This is a genomic window from Streptomyces geranii (assembly GCF_002954775.1).
In the GTDB taxonomy this organism is placed as follows: Bacteria; Actinomycetota; Actinomycetes; order Streptomycetales; family Streptomycetaceae; genus Streptomyces; species Streptomyces geranii.
Genome location: NZ_PJME01000016.1, coordinates 125,280 through 143,424, shown reverse-complemented (window position 1 = coordinate 143,424; position 18,145 = coordinate 125,280). Strand labels below are relative to the sequence as shown.

At 67.3% G+C, this 18,145-nt stretch carries 8 protein-coding genes; 3 read left to right on the top strand and 5 right to left on the bottom strand.

Going from position 1 to position 18,145, the window contains the following annotated elements; translation table 11 throughout:
* Window positions 1-49: 49 nt before the first annotated feature.
* The 3 genes from CW359_RS22375 (at window position 50) to CW359_RS45385 (ending at window position 11,230) form a co-directional block, all read left to right on the top strand.
* Complete coding sequence (locus tag CW359_RS22375; protein ID WP_157968616.1) at window positions 50-8,290, top strand: ricin-type beta-trefoil lectin domain protein; 8,241 nt, start codon at window positions 50-52, stop codon at window positions 8,288-8,290.
* Window positions 8,291-9,379: 1,089 nt separating this feature from the next.
* A complete protein-coding gene (locus CW359_RS22365) occupies window positions 9,380-9,787 on the top strand; it encodes a DUF6896 domain-containing protein (RefSeq protein ID WP_105971849.1) in 408 nt (135 codons plus the stop codon).
* A gap of 981 nt (window positions 9,788-10,768) precedes the next feature.
* Window positions 10,769-11,230, top strand: coding sequence for a hypothetical protein (locus tag CW359_RS45385; RefSeq protein WP_157968615.1), 462 nt, complete (start codon window positions 10,769-10,771; stop codon window positions 11,228-11,230).
* A 59-nt stretch (window positions 11,231-11,289) separates the two neighbouring features.
* Here CW359_RS45385 and CW359_RS22350 read toward each other — a convergent pair whose 3' ends face one another.
* The 5 genes from CW359_RS22350 to CW359_RS22330 form a co-directional block, all read right to left on the bottom strand.
* A complete protein-coding gene (locus CW359_RS22350) occupies window positions 11,290-12,225 on the bottom strand; it encodes a dihydrodipicolinate synthase family protein (RefSeq protein WP_105971847.1) in 936 nt (311 codons plus the stop codon).
* Window positions 12,225-13,343, bottom strand: a complete 1,119-nt coding sequence (locus tag CW359_RS22345) for an oligopeptide/dipeptide ABC transporter ATP-binding protein (protein ID WP_198655333.1) — start codon at window positions 13,341-13,343, stop codon at window positions 12,225-12,227. Before CW359_RS22345 ends, CW359_RS22350 begins: the two co-directional genes overlap by 1 nt.
* Complete coding sequence (locus tag CW359_RS22340; RefSeq protein WP_105971892.1) at window positions 13,340-15,322, bottom strand: dipeptide/oligopeptide/nickel ABC transporter permease/ATP-binding protein; 1,983 nt, start codon at window positions 15,320-15,322, stop codon at window positions 13,340-13,342. Before CW359_RS22340 ends, CW359_RS22345 begins: the two co-directional genes overlap by 4 nt.
* Window positions 15,323-15,386: 64 nt before the next feature.
* Entirely contained in the window at window positions 15,387-16,346 is a 960-nt protein-coding gene (locus CW359_RS22335) for an ABC transporter permease (protein WP_105971846.1), read from the bottom strand.
* 50 nt (window positions 16,347-16,396) lie between these two features.
* Window positions 16,397-18,055: an ABC transporter substrate-binding protein gene (locus tag CW359_RS22330; protein ID WP_408647504.1), complete on the bottom strand. Its 1,659-nt coding sequence runs from the start codon at window positions 18,053-18,055 to the stop codon at window positions 16,397-16,399.
* Window positions 18,056-18,145 lie beyond the last annotated feature (90 nt).

The window sequence follows — 18,145 nt, the reverse complement described above, 5'->3', positions numbered from 1 at the left end:
CGAAACGTTGCTGCCAGTTGTGGATCGAGCGGGGGAAGGTCGGTTGGCCGTGGGTGGGGGTTCGTCGTGGTGCGGCAGAGGCGTTCTGTCGCGCAGGTCGTCTCGTGAGCGGTCGCTGCGCCGAAGGGCGCGGCTCGGTGTCGTCGCCGCCGTCTTCCTCGCCCTCAACATCGCCGTCCTGCCGGGCGCGGTGGCCCTGGGCCCCGACAACAACAACCCCCGTACGACCGAGGTCGAGCTGGATGACCTCCAGGAGACGGACGTCCTCGTCGTCGACGAGACGGCGAGCGACAAGCTCGAGAAACTCGACGGCGTCCCCTCGACGGAGCCTGCCGAGCCGTACGACCCGGCGGCGGTAGTGCCGGTGCCGGCCGCCACCGGCACCGATGTGCCGGTCACCGGTCTGGCCGCGGGCACCACCAAGGAGGTCGCCGCCTCCACCGACGGCACGGTGACCGTCGGCGTCGGTGCGCCCGAGGACGCCACGGCCGCCGAGGCCGACGCCCTTGAGGGCGAGTGGACCGTCGAGGTCAAGCCCGAGGTCGAGGCGGTGGCCGCAGGCGCGCAGGGGCTCCTGCTGGAGGTCGACCCGCCGGATACGGCCACCGGCGACGCGGTCGTCCGGATCGACGCGACCCGTTTCGCCGAGACGTACAGCGCGCAGTGGCTGGACCGGCTGTCCTTCGCCCTGATGCCCGCCTGCTACCTCACCACCCCCGACGAGGAGGGGTGTTCGACGGGCACCCCGCTGACCACCGAGGTCGAGCGCACCGCCGACGAGGTGACCGTGCCGGTCGGCGAGACGGGCGACGACACGGGCTCGGAGACGGACCCGGGAGAGGACCCCGCGACCGACGAGCCCGCCGAGGGCGCCGAGACCGAGGAGCAGGTACAGGAGACGTTCCTCAACCTGACCGTGGACACGGCCACCCTGAACTCGGTGTCGGCCACCACGGGCGCTTCCGCGGCCGCGAGCACCGACGAGGGTTCGGTCGACTCGGCGGTGTGGCGCGGCGACAACCGGGCGGGGAACGTCCGGCAGGTCGCCTCCGCCGGCGGCGGCGCGGTGGTGATGGGCACCTCGTACGGCGCGGGCGCGGGCGGCGACTTCGCGGCCACCCCGCTGGCCTCGGCGGGCGCCTGGTCGCAGGGCGGCTCCTCCGGCGCCTTCACCTACGCGTACACGATGGCGGGCCCGCAGGTCCCCTCCGGCCCTTCCCCGAACGTGACGCTGAGCTACAACTCGCAGTCCTCGGACGGCCGTACGTCCGCCACGAACAACCAGGTCTCGTGGATCGGCGAGGGCTGGGACTACAACCCGGGCGCGATCACGCGCACGTTCGTGGGCTGCGCGGCGGACACCGCGAACGCGAACAACGAGGACCACTTCACCGGCGACCAGTGCTGGGGCTCGAACAACGCGGTCCTGACCCTGAACGGCACGACGACCGAGCTGGTGCTCGACGACGACACCGGCGAATGGATGAGCGCCCGTGGTGACAACACCCGCGTGGAGCTGCTGACTTCGGCCGACTACACCCGTATTACCGGCATCGCCGCCTCCAACAACGGTGACAACAACGGGGAGTTCTGGCGGGTCGCCACCAGCGACGGCACCCAGTACTACTTCGGCCTGAACCGTCTGCCGGGCTGGACTTCCGGCAAGGAGGAGACGAAGTCCGTCCTGAACGTGCCGGTCGCGGGCAACCACAGCGCCGACCCGTGCCACGCCGCCAAGTTCGAGGACTCCTTCTGCGACCAGGGCTGGCGCTTCCAACTCGACTACGTCGTCGACCTCAACGGCAATGCCATGTCCCTGTGGTGGGACAAGGAGACCAACGCCTACGCCAAGAACAACAAGGTCTCCAAGGCGGTCGCCTACGACCGGGCCGGCTACCTCACGCGCATCGACTACGGCCAGCGCGCGAACACCCTGTTCACCGCCGAGCCCCTGGGCCGGATGAACTTCACCGACCAACAGCGCTGCTTCAAGGACGCCGGTGCCGGCACACCGGACTGCAGCGACGACAACTTCGACTCCAAGCAGTCCGACCGCACCCGGCCCTGGTACGACACCCCCGCCGACCTCGCCTGCGCGGCGGGGGCCAAGTGCTCGACGTACGCGCCGACTTTCTGGTCGCGCAAGCGACTGGCGACGGTCACGGCGTGTGCCCAGCGCGTACAGGGCGTGAGACTGACCGAGTACAACTCGGCGGACGACTCGGGTGCCCGGAACGCCTGCGGCATCGACGACACGACGTACGGCACAACCCTGCTGTCGAAGGTGGACTCCTGGAGCCTCGCCCAGTCGTTCCCCTGGGGCCTGACAGGTGAGTACACCGCACTCTGGCTGGAGTCGATCACCCGCACCGGTTACGGCGTGGACGGCGACACCAGCCACCTCAACCCGGTCCGCTTCGGCCACAACGACTCCCCGCTGCCCAACCGTGTCAAGCAGGGATCCGGTGACACGGCCCCGCTGTTCGGCCGGTTGCGCATCCAGACCGTGGTCTCCGAGTACGGCGGCAGTACCCGCGTCAAGTACAAGGCGCCCGAAGGCGGTTGTGCCACCGGCACGAACCTCCCCACGGAGCCCTTCGACAAGAACACTCTGCGCTGCTACCCGGCCTACTGGCACGCGGACGGTGAACTGACAGACAAGCGCATCTCCTGGTTCCACAAGTACGTGGTGGGAGAGATCACCGAGGACGCGCAGCTGGCGGACGCGGTGAACGACGTGACGACGACGTACGAGTACGAGACGAACACGTCGGACAAGACGGTCGGCGCCCTCTGGGCCAAGAGCCAGGGGGAGTTCTCCCGCCCGAAGACCCGGACGTGGGACGACTGGCGAGGCTACCCGGTCACCATCACGGTCACCGGCGACCGGGGCAACCCCGTGGGCAGCGTCGCCTCCAAGTCGGTCACCCGCTACCTCCGGGGCATGAGCGACGACGTCCTCGCGGACGGCACCAAGCGGAACTTCAAGGTCCTGGACGTCACCGGGGCGGAGATCGCGACCGACGTCAAGGCCTACGCGGGCATGGTCGCCGAGTCCCTGACCTACCCCGACTACAACGCGGACACCACATCAGGCTGGATATCCCGCACGGTCAACTACCCTGACGCCCCAGTGCGGTTGGCGACCCGTGACCGCACGGACGGCCCGGACGTGGTGTCGGAGCGGGTGACGCTGGGTTCGGTCAAGACGGTGACGAAGTCCTCGGGCACCCGCCCGGGCGACAGCGAGCAACTGCGCACGGTCCTGACGGAGACCGACTACGACGCGACGTACGGTCTGCCTACCGAGGTCCGCGAGTACGGCGACGAGGAGAAGCCCAACGACGAGTCGTGCACCCGCACTTCGTACGTGCACAACGACTCGACCGCCGTGGACGGCGTCTACCTGATCGGCCTGGTCAGCCAGACGATCACGACGACGGGTACGTCGACCTGCTCCACCGCGCTGTCGGCGGCGACGGGTTCCACCCTGGTCACCGGCTCGCGCGTCTTCTACGACGACGCCACCTCGCTGACCGCCACCCCCACCAAGGGACAGGCGACCCGCACGGTGGTGCCTGCGGAGGGGGGCACCAGCTGGAACTCCTCCTTCCCCGAATCGCGGACGACGTACGACGGCTTCGGCCGGGTCACGAAGGTCACCGGCCCCACCGGGCTGGCCAACACCACGGCCTACGAGCCGTCCTCCGGCCAGGTCTACAAGATCACGACAGTCCAGGGCACGAATGTCGTGGAGAGCGTGGAGACCGGACTGACCTCGGTCACCACGATGGAACCCGGCCGCGGCGCGACCCTGGTCTCGACCGACCCCAACGGCCGTGCCTCGTCGTACGAGTACGACCCACTGGGCCGTACGACGGCCGCCTGGGACCCCACCCAGCCCGCGACGGACGACCCCACGGCGCGTTACACGTACAACACCCCGGTGAACGAGCCGGTGTCCGTCGTCACCGAGTCACTGGAGCGGAACCCCACCTCGGCGCCCGACGGCACCAAGGCCGTCTACACGACCTCCACCGCGATCTACGACGGGCTGGGCCGCGAACGCCAGTCCCAGACCCCGGCGGTGGACGGCGGCAGGCTGGTCACCGACACCTTCCACAACTCCTCCGGCCAGGTCAGCAGGACCAACAACGCCTACTACATGTCGGAGGAACCCGGCACCGAGCTGGTCGTCCCCGACTCCGACTCGCTTATTCCCAACGCGACTTACTACACGTACGACGGCCTGGGCCGCGTACTGACGGTCACGCCTTACCACAACTCGTACGCACAGGACGGCACGACGCACTACAACGGCACAACACCCGTGCCCAGCACGGACCGCACCACCCGCTACGAGTACGGCCTCGACTACACGATCGTGCGCCAGCCGAAGGGCACGCCCGGCTCCCGGGTATGGACGGACGCCCTCGGCCGAACGGTTCAGCAGGACACGTACAGCGACACGGTGCTGACCGAGGCCGGCGCGATCTCTACGACGTACGACTACGACCTGCGCGGCGACATGGTCACGTCCACGGACGAGGTGGGCCACAGCCGCACGTGGACGTACGACGCCCTCGGGCGGGTGATCGGCACCATCGACCCGGACGCCGGCGACACGAGCACCGACTACGACGCGGCGGGCCGCGTGGCCTCCGCGACCGACGCCCTCGACGGGACGCTGGCCTACAGCTACGAGCGCTACCTCCGGGTGTCGGAGGTCAACTACACACCGGCAGGCGGGACTTCGCGGGCGGTCCAGTCGTACGCGTACGACTCCGCCCCCGGCGGCAAGGGCCAGCTCGCCTCGGCCAAGCGCTACACGGACGGCGTGGGATACACGACGTCGATCGCCGGGTACACGGCGGACTACCAGCCGACGTCGATGACACTGACGATGCCGGACGGTACGACGTCCGGGACGACGGCGGACGGCTTCAAGACCAACTACACCTACAACTACACGTACAACGAAGACGGCCAGCTGGAGAAGTACACCACCCCCGAAGTGGGCGGCCTGACCGCCGAGTCCGTCATCACCCGCTACAACGAGGCCGGGCTCCCGGTCACGGTCTCCGGCGACGACTGGTACGTCACGGAGACCGACTACTCGCCCTACGGCCAGGTGCTGCGCTCCACGGTCGGCGAGATCGGCCACCGCCTGTGGCAGGACAACTCGTTCAACGAGTCCACGGGCGAACTGCTCACCAGCGTGCTGGTGAGGGAGAAGGCGACGGACACGTCCGTGGTGTCCGAGCACAAGGTGAGCCAACGCGCCTATTCCTACGACCCGTCGGGCAACATCCTGTCGGTCGCGGACCGGGTCGGTACGAACGCCGTCGACCGCCAGTGCTTCACGTACGACGCCCTCGGCCAGCTGAAGACGGCCTGGACGACGCCGAGCGGCGGGTCCTGCACGGCCACCGGCAAGACCACGGCCGAGCCGGTGTACGCGGACGGCAAGGTCAACGTCTCCTCGAACAACGACGGTTACTGGCAGTCGTACGAGTACGACGTGCTGGGCAACCGGAAGTCGAAGACGGTCCACAAGGCGGACCCGACGGTCACGTCCGGGACGGTGGCCACGAACAACGACGTGACCACCGACTACGCCTACGGCGAGAACGAAGACACCGCGGTCAAGAACGACCAGCCGCACACGCTGACTTCGTACACGACGAAGTCGAGGACGGCGGCGGGGGCAGAGGTCAAGACCCTCTCCGCACAGACGTACGACGACGCCGGCAACCTGACAAACCGAACCACGGGCGGTGACACGTCCCAGGGTCTGACCTGGACGTGGGACGGCCAGGTGGAGTCGGTGACGGGCTTCGGCCCGGAGGGTTCCGGGGCGTGGGTGGGCGCGTCGGAGATGTGCCTGGACCTGACCGACGCCGGTACGACGGCGGGCACGGCCCTCCAGCTGTACGTGTGCAACGGAACGAAGGCGCAGAACTTCCGCCTCGACGCGCTGGACACCGACAACAACGGCACGGTCGAGAGCGCGGCCATCGGCCAGTTCGTGGTCGGCGGACGCTGCGCCCAGCCGACGAGCGCGGCGGCGGGCGCGGCGGTGCAGATCCAGGTGTGCAACAAGGCCACGACGGCCCAGCACTGGGAGGTCCTGGGCACGGGTCTGATCAAGCTCGTGGGCACGAGCCTGTGCATGAACGCCGCGTCGCTCACGAACGGCGTCGACCTGGTCCTGGCGACCTGCTCGGCGTCGGCGACGGGCCAGGTGTTCAAGCCGGCCTCGAAGACGACGTACGTGTACGACGCGATGGGCAACCGCGTCCTGGAGCGTTCGGCCGCGGGTGCGGTCCTGCACCTCCCGGACACGACGGTCTCCCTGACCCCGACGGGCAAGCTGCGCGCGGCGGAGCGTTCCTACGGTCACGGCGGCGCCCCGGTGGTGACGCGCTACCGCGAGGCGTCCTCGACGTCCGGCGCGACCGAGCAGGTGTTCGCGAACGCGGTCGACCACAACGGCACCCCGCTGGCCGAGGTGCAGTTGGACGGCGACCAGTCGGTACGGGTGACGAAGAAGGACCCGTGGGGCGAGGACCGCACGTCGAGTGTGGCGACGCGCTCGCGCACGGCGTACGCGACGGGGGATGACGACGCGGGTTCTGGCCTGGTGCACCTGGGGGCCAGGGAGTACGACCCTGCCACCGGGCGGTTCATCTCGGTGGACCCGGTCCTGGACCAGAGCGACCCGCTCCAGGCGAACGGCTACTCGTACGCGAACAACAACCCGGTGACGCACTCGGACCCGAGCGGCCTCACCTCGACGGCATCGAGCTTCGACGCGTCGATGGCGGCGCTGGACGCGAAGATCGCGGAGTACCAGCGGACGCTGTCGGTGTCGATCGGCGATGTGATCCTGTCGGTCGGCTGGGCGGTGTTCAAGGAGTTCGTGGGCTGGGACGACATCGTCGGCTGCTTCTCGCAGGGCGACCTGTGGGCGTGCGGCAGCCTCCTCATGGACGCGATCCCGTGGACGAGCATCTTCTCCAAGGGCAAGAAGATGTGGAAGGCCTTCGAGGCGACGCTGAGCGCGGTGAAGGCCTGGCGGGTGGCGAAGGCGGTCGCCGAGGCGGGCCTGAAGGCGGCGAAGGCGGCCAAGGCGGCGCTGATCAAGGCGAAGAAGGCGGCGGAGGCTGCGGCTGCGGAGGCGAAACGGAAGGCGAGAGCGGCGGCGAAGGCTGCGGCGGAGGCTGCGAAGAAGAAGGCGCATACGGGGTCGAAGGGTGCGCGGGGGAACGCTCCGCAGGTTCAGGCTCGGAAGACTGCTCAGTCCAAGGGGTCGGACGGCGGGGGCAAGGCGGAGTCCAAGTCGGGTGGGTCGCGCGGAGGTTCCGGCCGTGACGACTCCGACTCGGGCGGCGGGTCCGACGGAGGCTCCGGGTCGGGCGGCAGCTGCCCAACCGGGGGAGAGGCAACCAACAGCTTCACTCCTGACACCCGGGTCGTGATGGCCGACGGTTCCACCAAGGCGATCAAGGATGTCAAGGTCGGCGACGAGGTCATGGCCACCGACCCGGAAACGGGCGAGACCAAGGCCGAGACAGTCACCGCCGAGATCAAGGGCGAGGGCATCAAGCACCTGGTCGACGTCACCATCGACACCGATGGCACGAAGGGTTCGAAGACCGCAGAGGTCACCGCGACTGACGGGCACCCCTTCTGGGTCCCCGAACTCCGGGAATGGATCGACGCCACCGACCTCCAGCCCGGCCAATGGCTCCAGACTGGCGCCAGCACCGACGTCCAGATCACCGCCATCAGATTGTGGACGGCACAGGCCGCGACCGTCCACAATCTGACCGTCAGCAACTTTCACACGTACTACGTGCTGGCGGGCGCTGCGCCGGTCTTGGTCCATAATTCCAATGGATGCGGTCCAGATAACCAAACCTTTGCAACACGCTCTGAAGCGAAGTCGGCGGCATATGCGCGAGCTGGAATCTCCTCTGACGCGGTTCCGGATGCAGTATGGACGGTTGGCGACGATGTAAACCGGCGAGGGATGCCTGGATACAGATTTGATTCAAATCCGGGTGCGCACGGTACTTACGAACAATTTGAAACGGGGAATGGCTCACGCTTGATCGCAGAGCATACGAATGATCCAAATGCGCCATTCTCCCACTTCCATGCGGGGCAGCCGAAGGTTGACCCGACCCGAGAAGGCGTAAACTTTGGCTGGGATATGACCTCAGAGTTTGAGCGATATTCCCCAGTAGGAGGCTCGCATCACATGTACTACGAATCGGGCGGGTGAGCACGGTGGATCTTCAGGAGCGCAGGGCGTCGCTAGAATCAGCCGGTCTTACTGTCGTGGATGAGGCATGGCGTGGCGAAGCCCCGGTACCTATGAAGGCGTGGCGTCTGATCGTCAGTGGAGAGGCTGCTCCAGCTGTTAGAGTCTGCATTCTGGAGGCGAATAGACACCTTTCCGAAGTGCAGGATCAGTGGGAAAGGATTTCTGAGGGGGTGGGACTCTTCGGAGATAGGGGTGAATTCCTTATTAGCTTGGCTGGGATAGGTGCTGCGAGTGCCCCTTGGGCTTGCGTCCGGCGTGTCCGTCCAATGAGCTTGGCTCAGCGACTCGGCCCTCTGGAAGGGGAACCGGAGTTTGTGGCCATGTCCCTCGATGGCCGCGTTGTGTGCGGAGTTACGACTGAGGAATACGAGGTCTGGATTGTGGCGGCGCTGATCGAGTAGCGGGCATGGGTCGAATTCCCGGAGGCCCACCGGAGCCGACATCTACGTGAATCATCCCGTGCTCGGAGGGGACTCACCAAATTGAGTCTCTTCGCACAACCCCAAGCGCTGGAGGTCGAAGGTCACGACCGTGATTTCACCACAGTCTTTGACGGCCCCCTCCTGCTGCCTGACGGTCGTACCACAGTCGGCGATTTTGGGTAACTGACCCGCTTCGTGCATCAAGTGGGTGACCGTGGTGAGTTCCACGTGCGTGTCGCAGTGGACTCGCCGGGGCCAGATGTAGGTGCCATCGACATCGCCATTGCTCGCCCTAGCAAGTGATCTGCGGGACGACCACATCGGCGTGCCGATGAGAGGCTCGGAGACCCAGCAGGCCGAGTAGCTCTACGGGGCCGGAGTCCTGTGAACTCCGGCCCCGTAGAATATTTCCTCAGTATCGGGCGTGAAGTTGCGGGCGGCGCGGTCACGAGTGAGATCGCAGATGCTGTCCGACAGGTCCCGAAGTATGGATCGACGTTAACTATCGGGTTCTCACCCTCGATGAGATCAAGGCCTGCGGCTATACGGACGCCGCTCAGGTTGTCTGGGCCGCTGTCGAAGTTGGTGGGGAATTTTCCGAGGAGCGAAGAGGGCGGAGGCGCGGGTGAGTCAGTCGAACGCGGCTGACTGTATTTATTCCTTCCTGTGTCATCGCACGCTCATCATGACTGCACTGACGGTCAGCTACCCGCAATTCGACTCGCTGGACCACGTGCTGAAGGCCGTCCGCGCCGGGGAGCTGGAACGAAGGGCTCACTCGGATGCTGGCTTCTCGTACTCGATCCATGGACGCGGGTGTCGGATGACCGGACCCGATGGGTCGGCGATCGACATGGACCTTCTCCTGGACGGGTCGGAGGCGTTTGACGCTTGGCGCCTGGAGGTTTTTGCGCGAAGCGTCGGCATGAGTCCGGTTCCGTCCAGAGACGACCTTGTTCAGGAGTGCCGTGGCATGGCACGAGCGGGAATCCTCGCTGAGCCGGAACCAGGATGGTTCGGCCCCATCGAATGACGCGTAGGCATGCTGCCTGGACCCAGTTGAAGGACCCCTCAACCGTCGCCCGGCAAGTAGGGGCGGGATCGTCCCCAGTGGGGTCCGGCGCCAGGCCGTCGGTTGTAATGCCGTGGTGGTGACATGGTGGTGGGATGCGTTGCCGGCATCGGTACGTGAGCAGGTCGACGGTCTCGTACTGCGTGACCGTCGCCTGGAGGCGATCCGAGTGACGATGGAAGCGGTTCGGGTCCTACGGAAGGGAACCCAGGTGCCCCACCCTGGTCTCCACGACTGTCGGCACGTGGTGATGGCCCGCTATCAGGCTCTGGCCGACCGAATCGTCCGGCAGCCCGATCCGCCGAGGGACGCAGAGGCGCTGGCGGCTCGCATCCGCGAACTGCCCGATCTGTCATGGCTCGGATCTCCGCGTCTTCAACGGGCGGGTACCGCCCTGGCCAGAAGCGCAGGAAGCCGAGAGAACAGGCACCGCTCTGGCCGGAACCTTCAGCGTGCCCTTCCACTTCACAAGCCCGGACGAGCCCGATAACGAGGCACCCCGCTGGCGGGCCGGCTTGTAGCTGCCGTTCTCAAAGGAAAGATTGGTCAAGACGGGAGGAGATCTCGATCAGAACAAGGTGCTTCATCTTATGGAGAACTATCGGTATTCCGTCTCGTATGCGGGACAAGCAAAGACCGGGCGGCTCGCGATTTCTTCGCGACCGTCCGCCTGCCCGTCGATTCTCTCGTTGAATGTGAGACCGGGGTCGTACGGCGACAGCGAGGTATTGGTGATCGCATGACCAGGCAGGCTGCCGCCGCAACAGCGCCACGCGTGACGAAGGACTGGGCTGCGGAGTTCCCCGGGTTCGTCGTCTGGCGCCCCCTGCGCCTTTTGCGAAGGATCGGTCCGGTCGTGCAGGGGATCTGTCTCGACCGGACCACGTCCGGGGACGGATATCTTCCTACAGCGCACGTGCATGCGCTGACCAGGGATTTCCCGTGGTTTCCCTGACTTTGGGACGGCGCCTGGAGCGTCCCTCCGGGCAGCCGGAAACCGTACTCTTCACTCGCCATGAAGGAGAGTTCCAACGTGCGGCCGACGCTTTGAAAGCACAGAGTGTGCTTTCCCTCGACGAATCGCCGTCGCTGGAAGCGATCGTGAAGGAGTATCACTCGTCCTCCTCTGCCCGTCAGGAAAAGGGACTTCCCCCGGCCGTGGTGGAGATGGAGGACAGCATCCTCATCGCAGCGGCGGTCGGCAGGCATGACCTTGTCGAGGACGGTCTTGGCATCGCCGCTGACCTCGCAGGCAGGTGGCCGAGGGCCGGATTGCCGCTCACCTGGGTTTCCCCGGAAGCCTGGCTCGAAGACATGCGGAAGAAGGCGGACGCCCCGGAGGCACTGGCGGAGACGGTCAGCAGCCAGGTCGCTGCGCACAAGCTCGACAAACTCAAGGGCTGATCGGAACTCCTTGAGCAATGACGCGTGTGGAGGGGCTCTTGAAACCGTCCCTCCGCCTCCTACAACAACCCCGCCCCCGCCAAGAACTTCCCCACCCGCTCCACCTCGTCCTCCGACAACGGAATCTGCGGATCAGCGGTAACCGGACAATCGATAACCCCCCGCAGATAGAGCGCCGCCTTGAACGCCCCCAACCCCGCCGAACTCCCCCCCATCCGCACCGGATCCCCCGCCCCCACCATCCCGAACAGCACGCACAACCGTTCCTGCTCCGCCCGCGCCCGCTCCCAGTCACCCGCCCGGCAGAACCGGTCCATGCGCACGTACCCGTGCGGGTCGACATTCGCGAGCCCCGGAACCGCCCCGTCCGCCCCCATCGCCAGCGCCGAGTCGACCAGCAGCTCGCTCCCCGTCAGGACGCTGAACCCGCTGATCCCCGGGTGTTCCCGCGCCCCCGTCACCACCGCCCGGAACGATGCCAGGTCGCCGCTCGAATCCTTCAGGCCTGCCAGGACACCGTCGGCCGCCAGCTCCAACACCAACCCCGGGGGCAGCTTGCTGTGGACCGATGCCGGGAGGTCGTACGCCACCACCGGGACCGGGCTGCCCGACGCGACCAGGCGGAAGTGGCGGGCGATCTCCGACGGGTGGGTGCGCGTGTAGAAGGGGGCCGTCACCACCACCGCGTCCGCGCCCGCCGCCGAGACCGACCGTACGTGGTCCAGGACCCGGGGCGTCGTCATGTCGATCGCGCCCGCCAGGACCGGGAGCGCCCCGGCGACATGGCCCACCACCGTCTCCACCACCAGCCGGCGCTGGTCGTCCGTCAGATACGCCGCCTCCGACGACGAACCGAGCACGAACAGGCCGTCCACGCCCGCTTCCATCAGGTGGTCGACCAGCCTGACGAGGGAGCGTACGTCCACCCCGCGGTCCGGTGTCAGGGGAGTGCAGACGGGAGGGACGACACCGGTCAGGGGGGTGGGGAAGGTCATCAGGGCTCCCTGGGATCTTTCGGGGTGTTCGGTGGTGCTACTGGTGCTACGGGGGTTTTCTGCACGTCAGAGGCCGCGTCGGGCACGGCGGCCACCGCCTGGGCGACCAGTTCCCTGGTCGCCCGGCCTTCCTCCACAGGGTGATGGCAACGGAAACGGTGTCCCGGGATTGACGCGGCCGTGAACTCCGGCATCCCCTCCGCGCACACCTCCGTCGCCTTCCAGCAGCGCGTGCGGAACGGGCAGCCGGACGGGGGACGGGTCGCCGACGGGACTGGGCCGACCAGGGGAATCGGGTCGATCGGGTCCAGCAGTCCCGGCGTCGCCGAGAACAGCGCTCGGGTGTACGGGTGCCGCGCCCGGTCCGTCACCTCGTCCGCCGGGGACTCCTCCACGATCCGGCCGAGGTACATCGTGATCACCCGGTCGCTCATCCGCCGTACCGTCTGGATGTCGTGCGAAACGAAGACCAGCGCCAGGCCCAGCCGCTCCTTCAGATCCAGGAGGAGGTTCAGGATCTGGGCCCGGACCGATACGTCCAGCGCGCTTGTCGGCTCGTCCGCCACCACCAGGTCGGGGGACAGGGCCAACGCCCGTGCGATCGCCACTCGTTGGCGCTGACCGCCTGACAGCTGGCCCGGCAAGCCGTCCGCCAGCGCTCGCGGGAGGCCTACGAGCCCCATCAACTCCCTTACCCTCTCCTCCCGTTCCTTCGTCGTGCCCCTTCTGTGTACGTCCAGCGGGTCACGGAGAATCTGGCGGATCGTCAGACGGCGGTTCAGGGCCGTCGACGGGTCCTGGAAGATCATGCCCGTGCCCGTACCGATGGCCGAGCGGCGTTCCGCCGGCTTCATCGTCCACAAGTCGGCTCCACGGAAGGAGACTTGGCCGTACGTCGGTGGCTGCACACCCACCAGTACCTTCGCCAGCGTCGACTTCCCGCACCCCGACTCGCCGACCACGCCCACCGTCTCGCCGGGCGCGACCCTGAAGTCGGCTCCCGTCAGGGCGTACACGCGGTCCCGGGTGAACAGGCCGCCGCTGCGGGCCTTGTGGACCACATGTGTGTCCGACAGCTCGACCAGTGGGCCCGCCGACGGAGTTGCAGTACCGCTCACTTCACGCTCTCGCTTCCCGTCGGCTCCGGCGACGTCAGGTCGATCGCCGGGTGGTGGCAGGCCGCCAAGTGGGTCCGGGCGCCGAGGAGATCGGGGGCCGTCGTACGGCACACCTCCGTCGCCATCGGGCAACGGTCCGCGAAACGGCAGCCCTTGGGGAAGTCGGCGGGGGAGGGGACCGTTCCCTTGATCTGGGTCATGCGGTCAGCCGCCGACTCCAGCGACAGCACGCTGCCCAGCAGGCCCCGGGTGTAGTGGTGGGAAGGGGAGCCCACCAGGTCCGCCGTGACTCCCGTCTCGACGATCTGGCCGCCGTACATCACGACCACCCGGTCCGTCACGTCCGCCACCAGGGCCAGGTCGTGCGAGACCAGGATCAGGGCGAAGTCCAACTCCGCGCGCAGGCGCAGCAGCAGCTCGATGATCTGGGCCTGCACCGTCACGTCCAGCGCCGTCGTCGGCTCGTCCGCGACGATCAGCTTCGGGTCCCGGGACAGGGCCATCGCGATCAGCACTCGTTGGCGCTGGCCGCCCGACAGCTCGTGCGGGTAGCTGCGCAGGGTGCGGTCCGGGTCCAGGCCCACCAACCCCAGCAGCTCTTCCGGGGTGCGGTGGCCTCCCCGTCGTACGACCTGCTTCAACTGCGAGCGGATCGTCATCGCCGGGTTCAGGGACGACAGGGCGTCCTGGTAGATCATCGCCATCTCGTGGCCGAGCAGCTTGCGGCGTACGCGCATCGGTTCCGTCAGCAAGTCCCGCTGGTTGAAGCGGACTTGGCCCGTCACCCGGGCGCCCTTCGGTTCCAGGCCCATCACCGTCAGCGCCGTCAGGGACTTTCCGCAGCCCGACTCGCCCACCAGGCCCAGGACTTCGCCCGGGTGCACCTCGAAGCTGATGCCGTCGACGATGTTCACGCCCGAGTGGCGGGCCGCGAAGCCGATCGTCAGGTTCTCGACCGCCAGTACCGGTTGGCCCGTCGGGACCGGGCGGGCTCGTGCGCGAAGCCTCTCCGCCGCCTGCGTCAGGCCCGGGAGGGCGAGGACCTTGCCCGTGCCCGGCTCGGGGGCCTCCAGGCGGTCCTCCTCCTCGCGTACCTCCACGTCCCGCGCCGCCGGTGCCGCCCACGCGTCCGACACGCCCTCGGACAGGACGTTCAGGGACAGGACCGTGATCAGCATCAGCAGGCCCGGGAACACCGTCGCCCACCAACCGCCCGTCAGGACCATGTTCTTGCCGTCGGCGATGACGCTTCCCCAGGACGGGTCCGGCGGCCGTACGCCCGCGCCGATGAACGACAGCGACGCCTCGAAGACGATCGCCTCCGCCACCTGGACGGTGCAGAACACCAGGACGGGGGCTGCGCAGTTGATCGCCACGTGGCGAAGAACGATGTGCGGTGTGCGTGCGCCGATCACCCGTTCCGCCGTCACGTAGTCCTCGCCGTACTGGTCAAGTACGTTCGCCCGCACCACCCTTGCCACCGGCGGGGTGAACAGGAACGCGATCGCGCAGATCAGGACCGTGATGCCGCCGCCGAAGACCGCGACGAGCACGGCGGCCAGCGCGATGCCCGGGAACGCCATCACGACGTCCAGGCAGCGCATCAGCGTCTCGTCGACCGCCTTGCGGGACGTCGCCGCGATCGCGCCGATCAACGCCCCTACCGTCAGGGCCAGTGCGGTCGCGCCGAGACCGATGGCGAGAGACCAGCGGGCGCCGTACATCAGTCGGCTCATGATGTCGCGGCCCAGGCTGTCCTGGCCCATCCAGTGCTCGGCGGAGGGGGCTCCCGTGCCGCCGATCAGGGGCTGTTGGTCCAGCGGATCGTCGGGGGAGATGTAGGGGGCGAAGACCGCCACGAACACCACCACCGCCAGGAAGCACACCGCGATCCGGGAGAGGACCGGGAGCCGGCGCCAGCCGCGCAGTCGGATGCCGGGGCGGGACAGGAGGGCGGCCAGGCGCCCCCGTTCGAACATCATGAACATCCGGCCGCACCCTTCGTTCGCGTGAGCGTGGACGTGGACGTGAACTGGAGGAACATCAGGTCGCATCCCTCAGACGCGGGTTGACCAGGAGGTAGAGGATGTCGATGACCAGGTTCACGACCACGAAGCCGGTCGCCGTCGTCAGGACCACTCCCTGGACGACGGCCGGGTCGCCGTTCTTCACGGCGTCGATCATCAGCTTGCCCATGCCGGGCAGCGAGAAGATCGTCTCGATGACGACGGCGCCGCCGAGGAGGTAGCCGACGCGCAGGCCCAGGACCGTAAGCGGGTTGATCAGCGCGTTGCGGAGGACGTTGCGGCCCACCACCACCCTCGGCGGCAGGCCGCTGCCGATCGCCGTGCGGACGTAGTCCTTGTCCAACTCCTCGACCACCGCCGTACGGACGATGCGGGTGAGCTGCGCCGCGACCGGCAGGGAGAGGGCGAAGGCCGGGAGGGTCATCGTCTTCAGCCAGCCGGTGAAGGAGTCGGCCGGGTTGATGTAGCCGCCGGTCGGGAACCAGCCGAGGTCGACGGCCAGGTACTGGATCATCAGCAGCGCCAGCCAGAAGCCGGGGGCCGCGACGCCGGTGAGGGACACGACGCGGATGATCTGGTCGGGCAGGCGGTCGCGGTAGATGGCCGCCGTGACGCCGCCCAGGAGGGACAGGACCACCGCGATACCCAGGCCCAGGAAGGTGAGTTGGAGGGTCAGGGGCAGCGCGGTGGTGACCTGGTCGAGCACCGGCGCGCGGGTCAGCGCACTGGTGCCCATGTCGCCCTGGAGGAGATCGCCGATGAAGTGGAAGTAGCGGACGGGGAACGGGTCCAACAGGCCGTTCTGTTCACGGAAGTCGTGCAGTTGCTGCGGGGTCGGGTTGGCGCCCTGGAAGAACGCGGAGGCCGGGTCGACGTCCGAGAACCGCATGACGAGGAACACGAACAGCACGATGCCGAGCATCAGCGGGACGAGCAGGACGATCCTGCGGGCCAGGATTCTGGCGACAGCGACCACGTACGAACTCCCGTACAGCTAGCGGTGTTTGGTGGCAGCCCGAACAGGCTCTAGACCCACTTGGCCTGGAGGAGGTTGATGCCCGGGTACGGCTGTGCCCTTATGCCGACGAGCTTCTTCGGGTCCCAGGCGGTCATCAGCTCGTTGTGGACGACCGGATAGAGCACGGCCTCCTCGGCGACGACGTCGATGTAGTCCTGGATCATCGCCTTCTTCTTCTCCGGGTCCGGCTCCTGTGTCGCCCGGTCCATGTCCTTGAAGAGCTGCTTGGCCACGGAGTTGTCGGCCCAACGGGCGTAGCCCATCCAGAGGTTCTGCGGGCCGTAGTTGTAGTGCATGATCAGGTCCGCGTCGAGGCCGAACTGGTTGGGGTTCGAGGCCGCGGACACCACCTGGTAGTCCTGCTTCTGGTCCATCTTCGTGAACACCGCAGTCGTCTCCTGCGGGTTGAGGGTCGTCTCGACGCCGATCGCGTCCCAGGACGCCTTGATGGTGGGCAGGCAGTCGACGATCCAGCTGACGTTCACGGACAGGATCTCGATCTTCAGCCCGCTGACCCCGGCGGCCTTCAGCAGCGCCTTCGCCTTGTCCGGGTCGTAGTCGTAGACGACCTTCGCCGCCCGGTAGCTGGGGTTGGCCTCGTTGAGGAAGGACGAGGACGGCTTGCCGTGGCCCTTGAGGGCGACCTCGACCATCTTCCCGGTGTCGATGGCGTAGTGGAGCGCCTGGCGGACCCGTACGTCGTCGAAGGGCTTGCGCTTGGTGTTGAACATCAGGAACAGGTTGTTCATGCCCGCCCCGCCCTGGACGTCCATGCCCCCGCTCTTGAGCTGCTGGATGTTGGCGTACGGGATGTTGTCGGCGATCTGCGCGCCGGCACTGGACCCCGAGATCTTGGCGACGCGGGGCGCGGCATCCACTATCGTCATCCAGTTCATCTTCTTGAACGCGGCTTTGCGCGGACCGTTGTAGGCCGCGAACGCCTCGAAGGTCGTGTTCGACTTCGGGTGGTGCGCGGTCTGCCGGTACGGCCCCGAGCCGATCGCCTTGCCCTTGATCGCGTCTTCCCAGCCGCCCGGCTGGGAGAAGACGTGCTTGGGCATGATCTTCGCGAGCGTGAGCCGGGAAACCCCTTCGGGGAAGGGGAACTTCAACACCAGTTCGACATTCTGCGCGTCGACCTTTTTCACTTCTTTCAGCCAACTGGCGAAAAACCCCTTGGCGAGTGTCTGGGTGTTCGGATCGAGGATTCGATCGAATACGAAGACGACGTCGTCGGCGGTGACCGGCTTTCCGTCGTGGAAGGTCGCCCCGGCCCGCAGCGTGAACTTCCAGGAGGTGCTGGAGAGGTCGCCGGGCACCGCTGTGGCGAGCGCGGCGTACGGCTCGCGGGAGATGGGATCGGTGTCGAGGAGGCCCTCGTAGATGTGGTTGTTGGCCGCCATCGAGAAGGCGGACGCCGTCTGCGTGGGGTCCCAGCTGCCGTCGTTGCCGTAGCCGATCACGGCCGTGAGCGTGCTGTTCGCGCCCCCGGCGCCGCCCCCGGTGTCATTGGTGGACTCCGGGCCGGACGAACACGCCGACAGCGAGGAGGAGATGGCGGCGGCGGCACCCAGCGCGCCGGTGTACTTCAGGAACGACCGGCGGTGCGGGGCGGCCGACACGTAGTGGGTCACGTCGTGGGTTGCGTCGCGGGTCACGTCGCGCACGATTCCTCCAGCGGGGTGGGGTCCGAAAAGGTGAGGAGATACGACGTCCTACGTCATAGGGGGCAGCGTGACCATAAGAGGGGCCGTGGG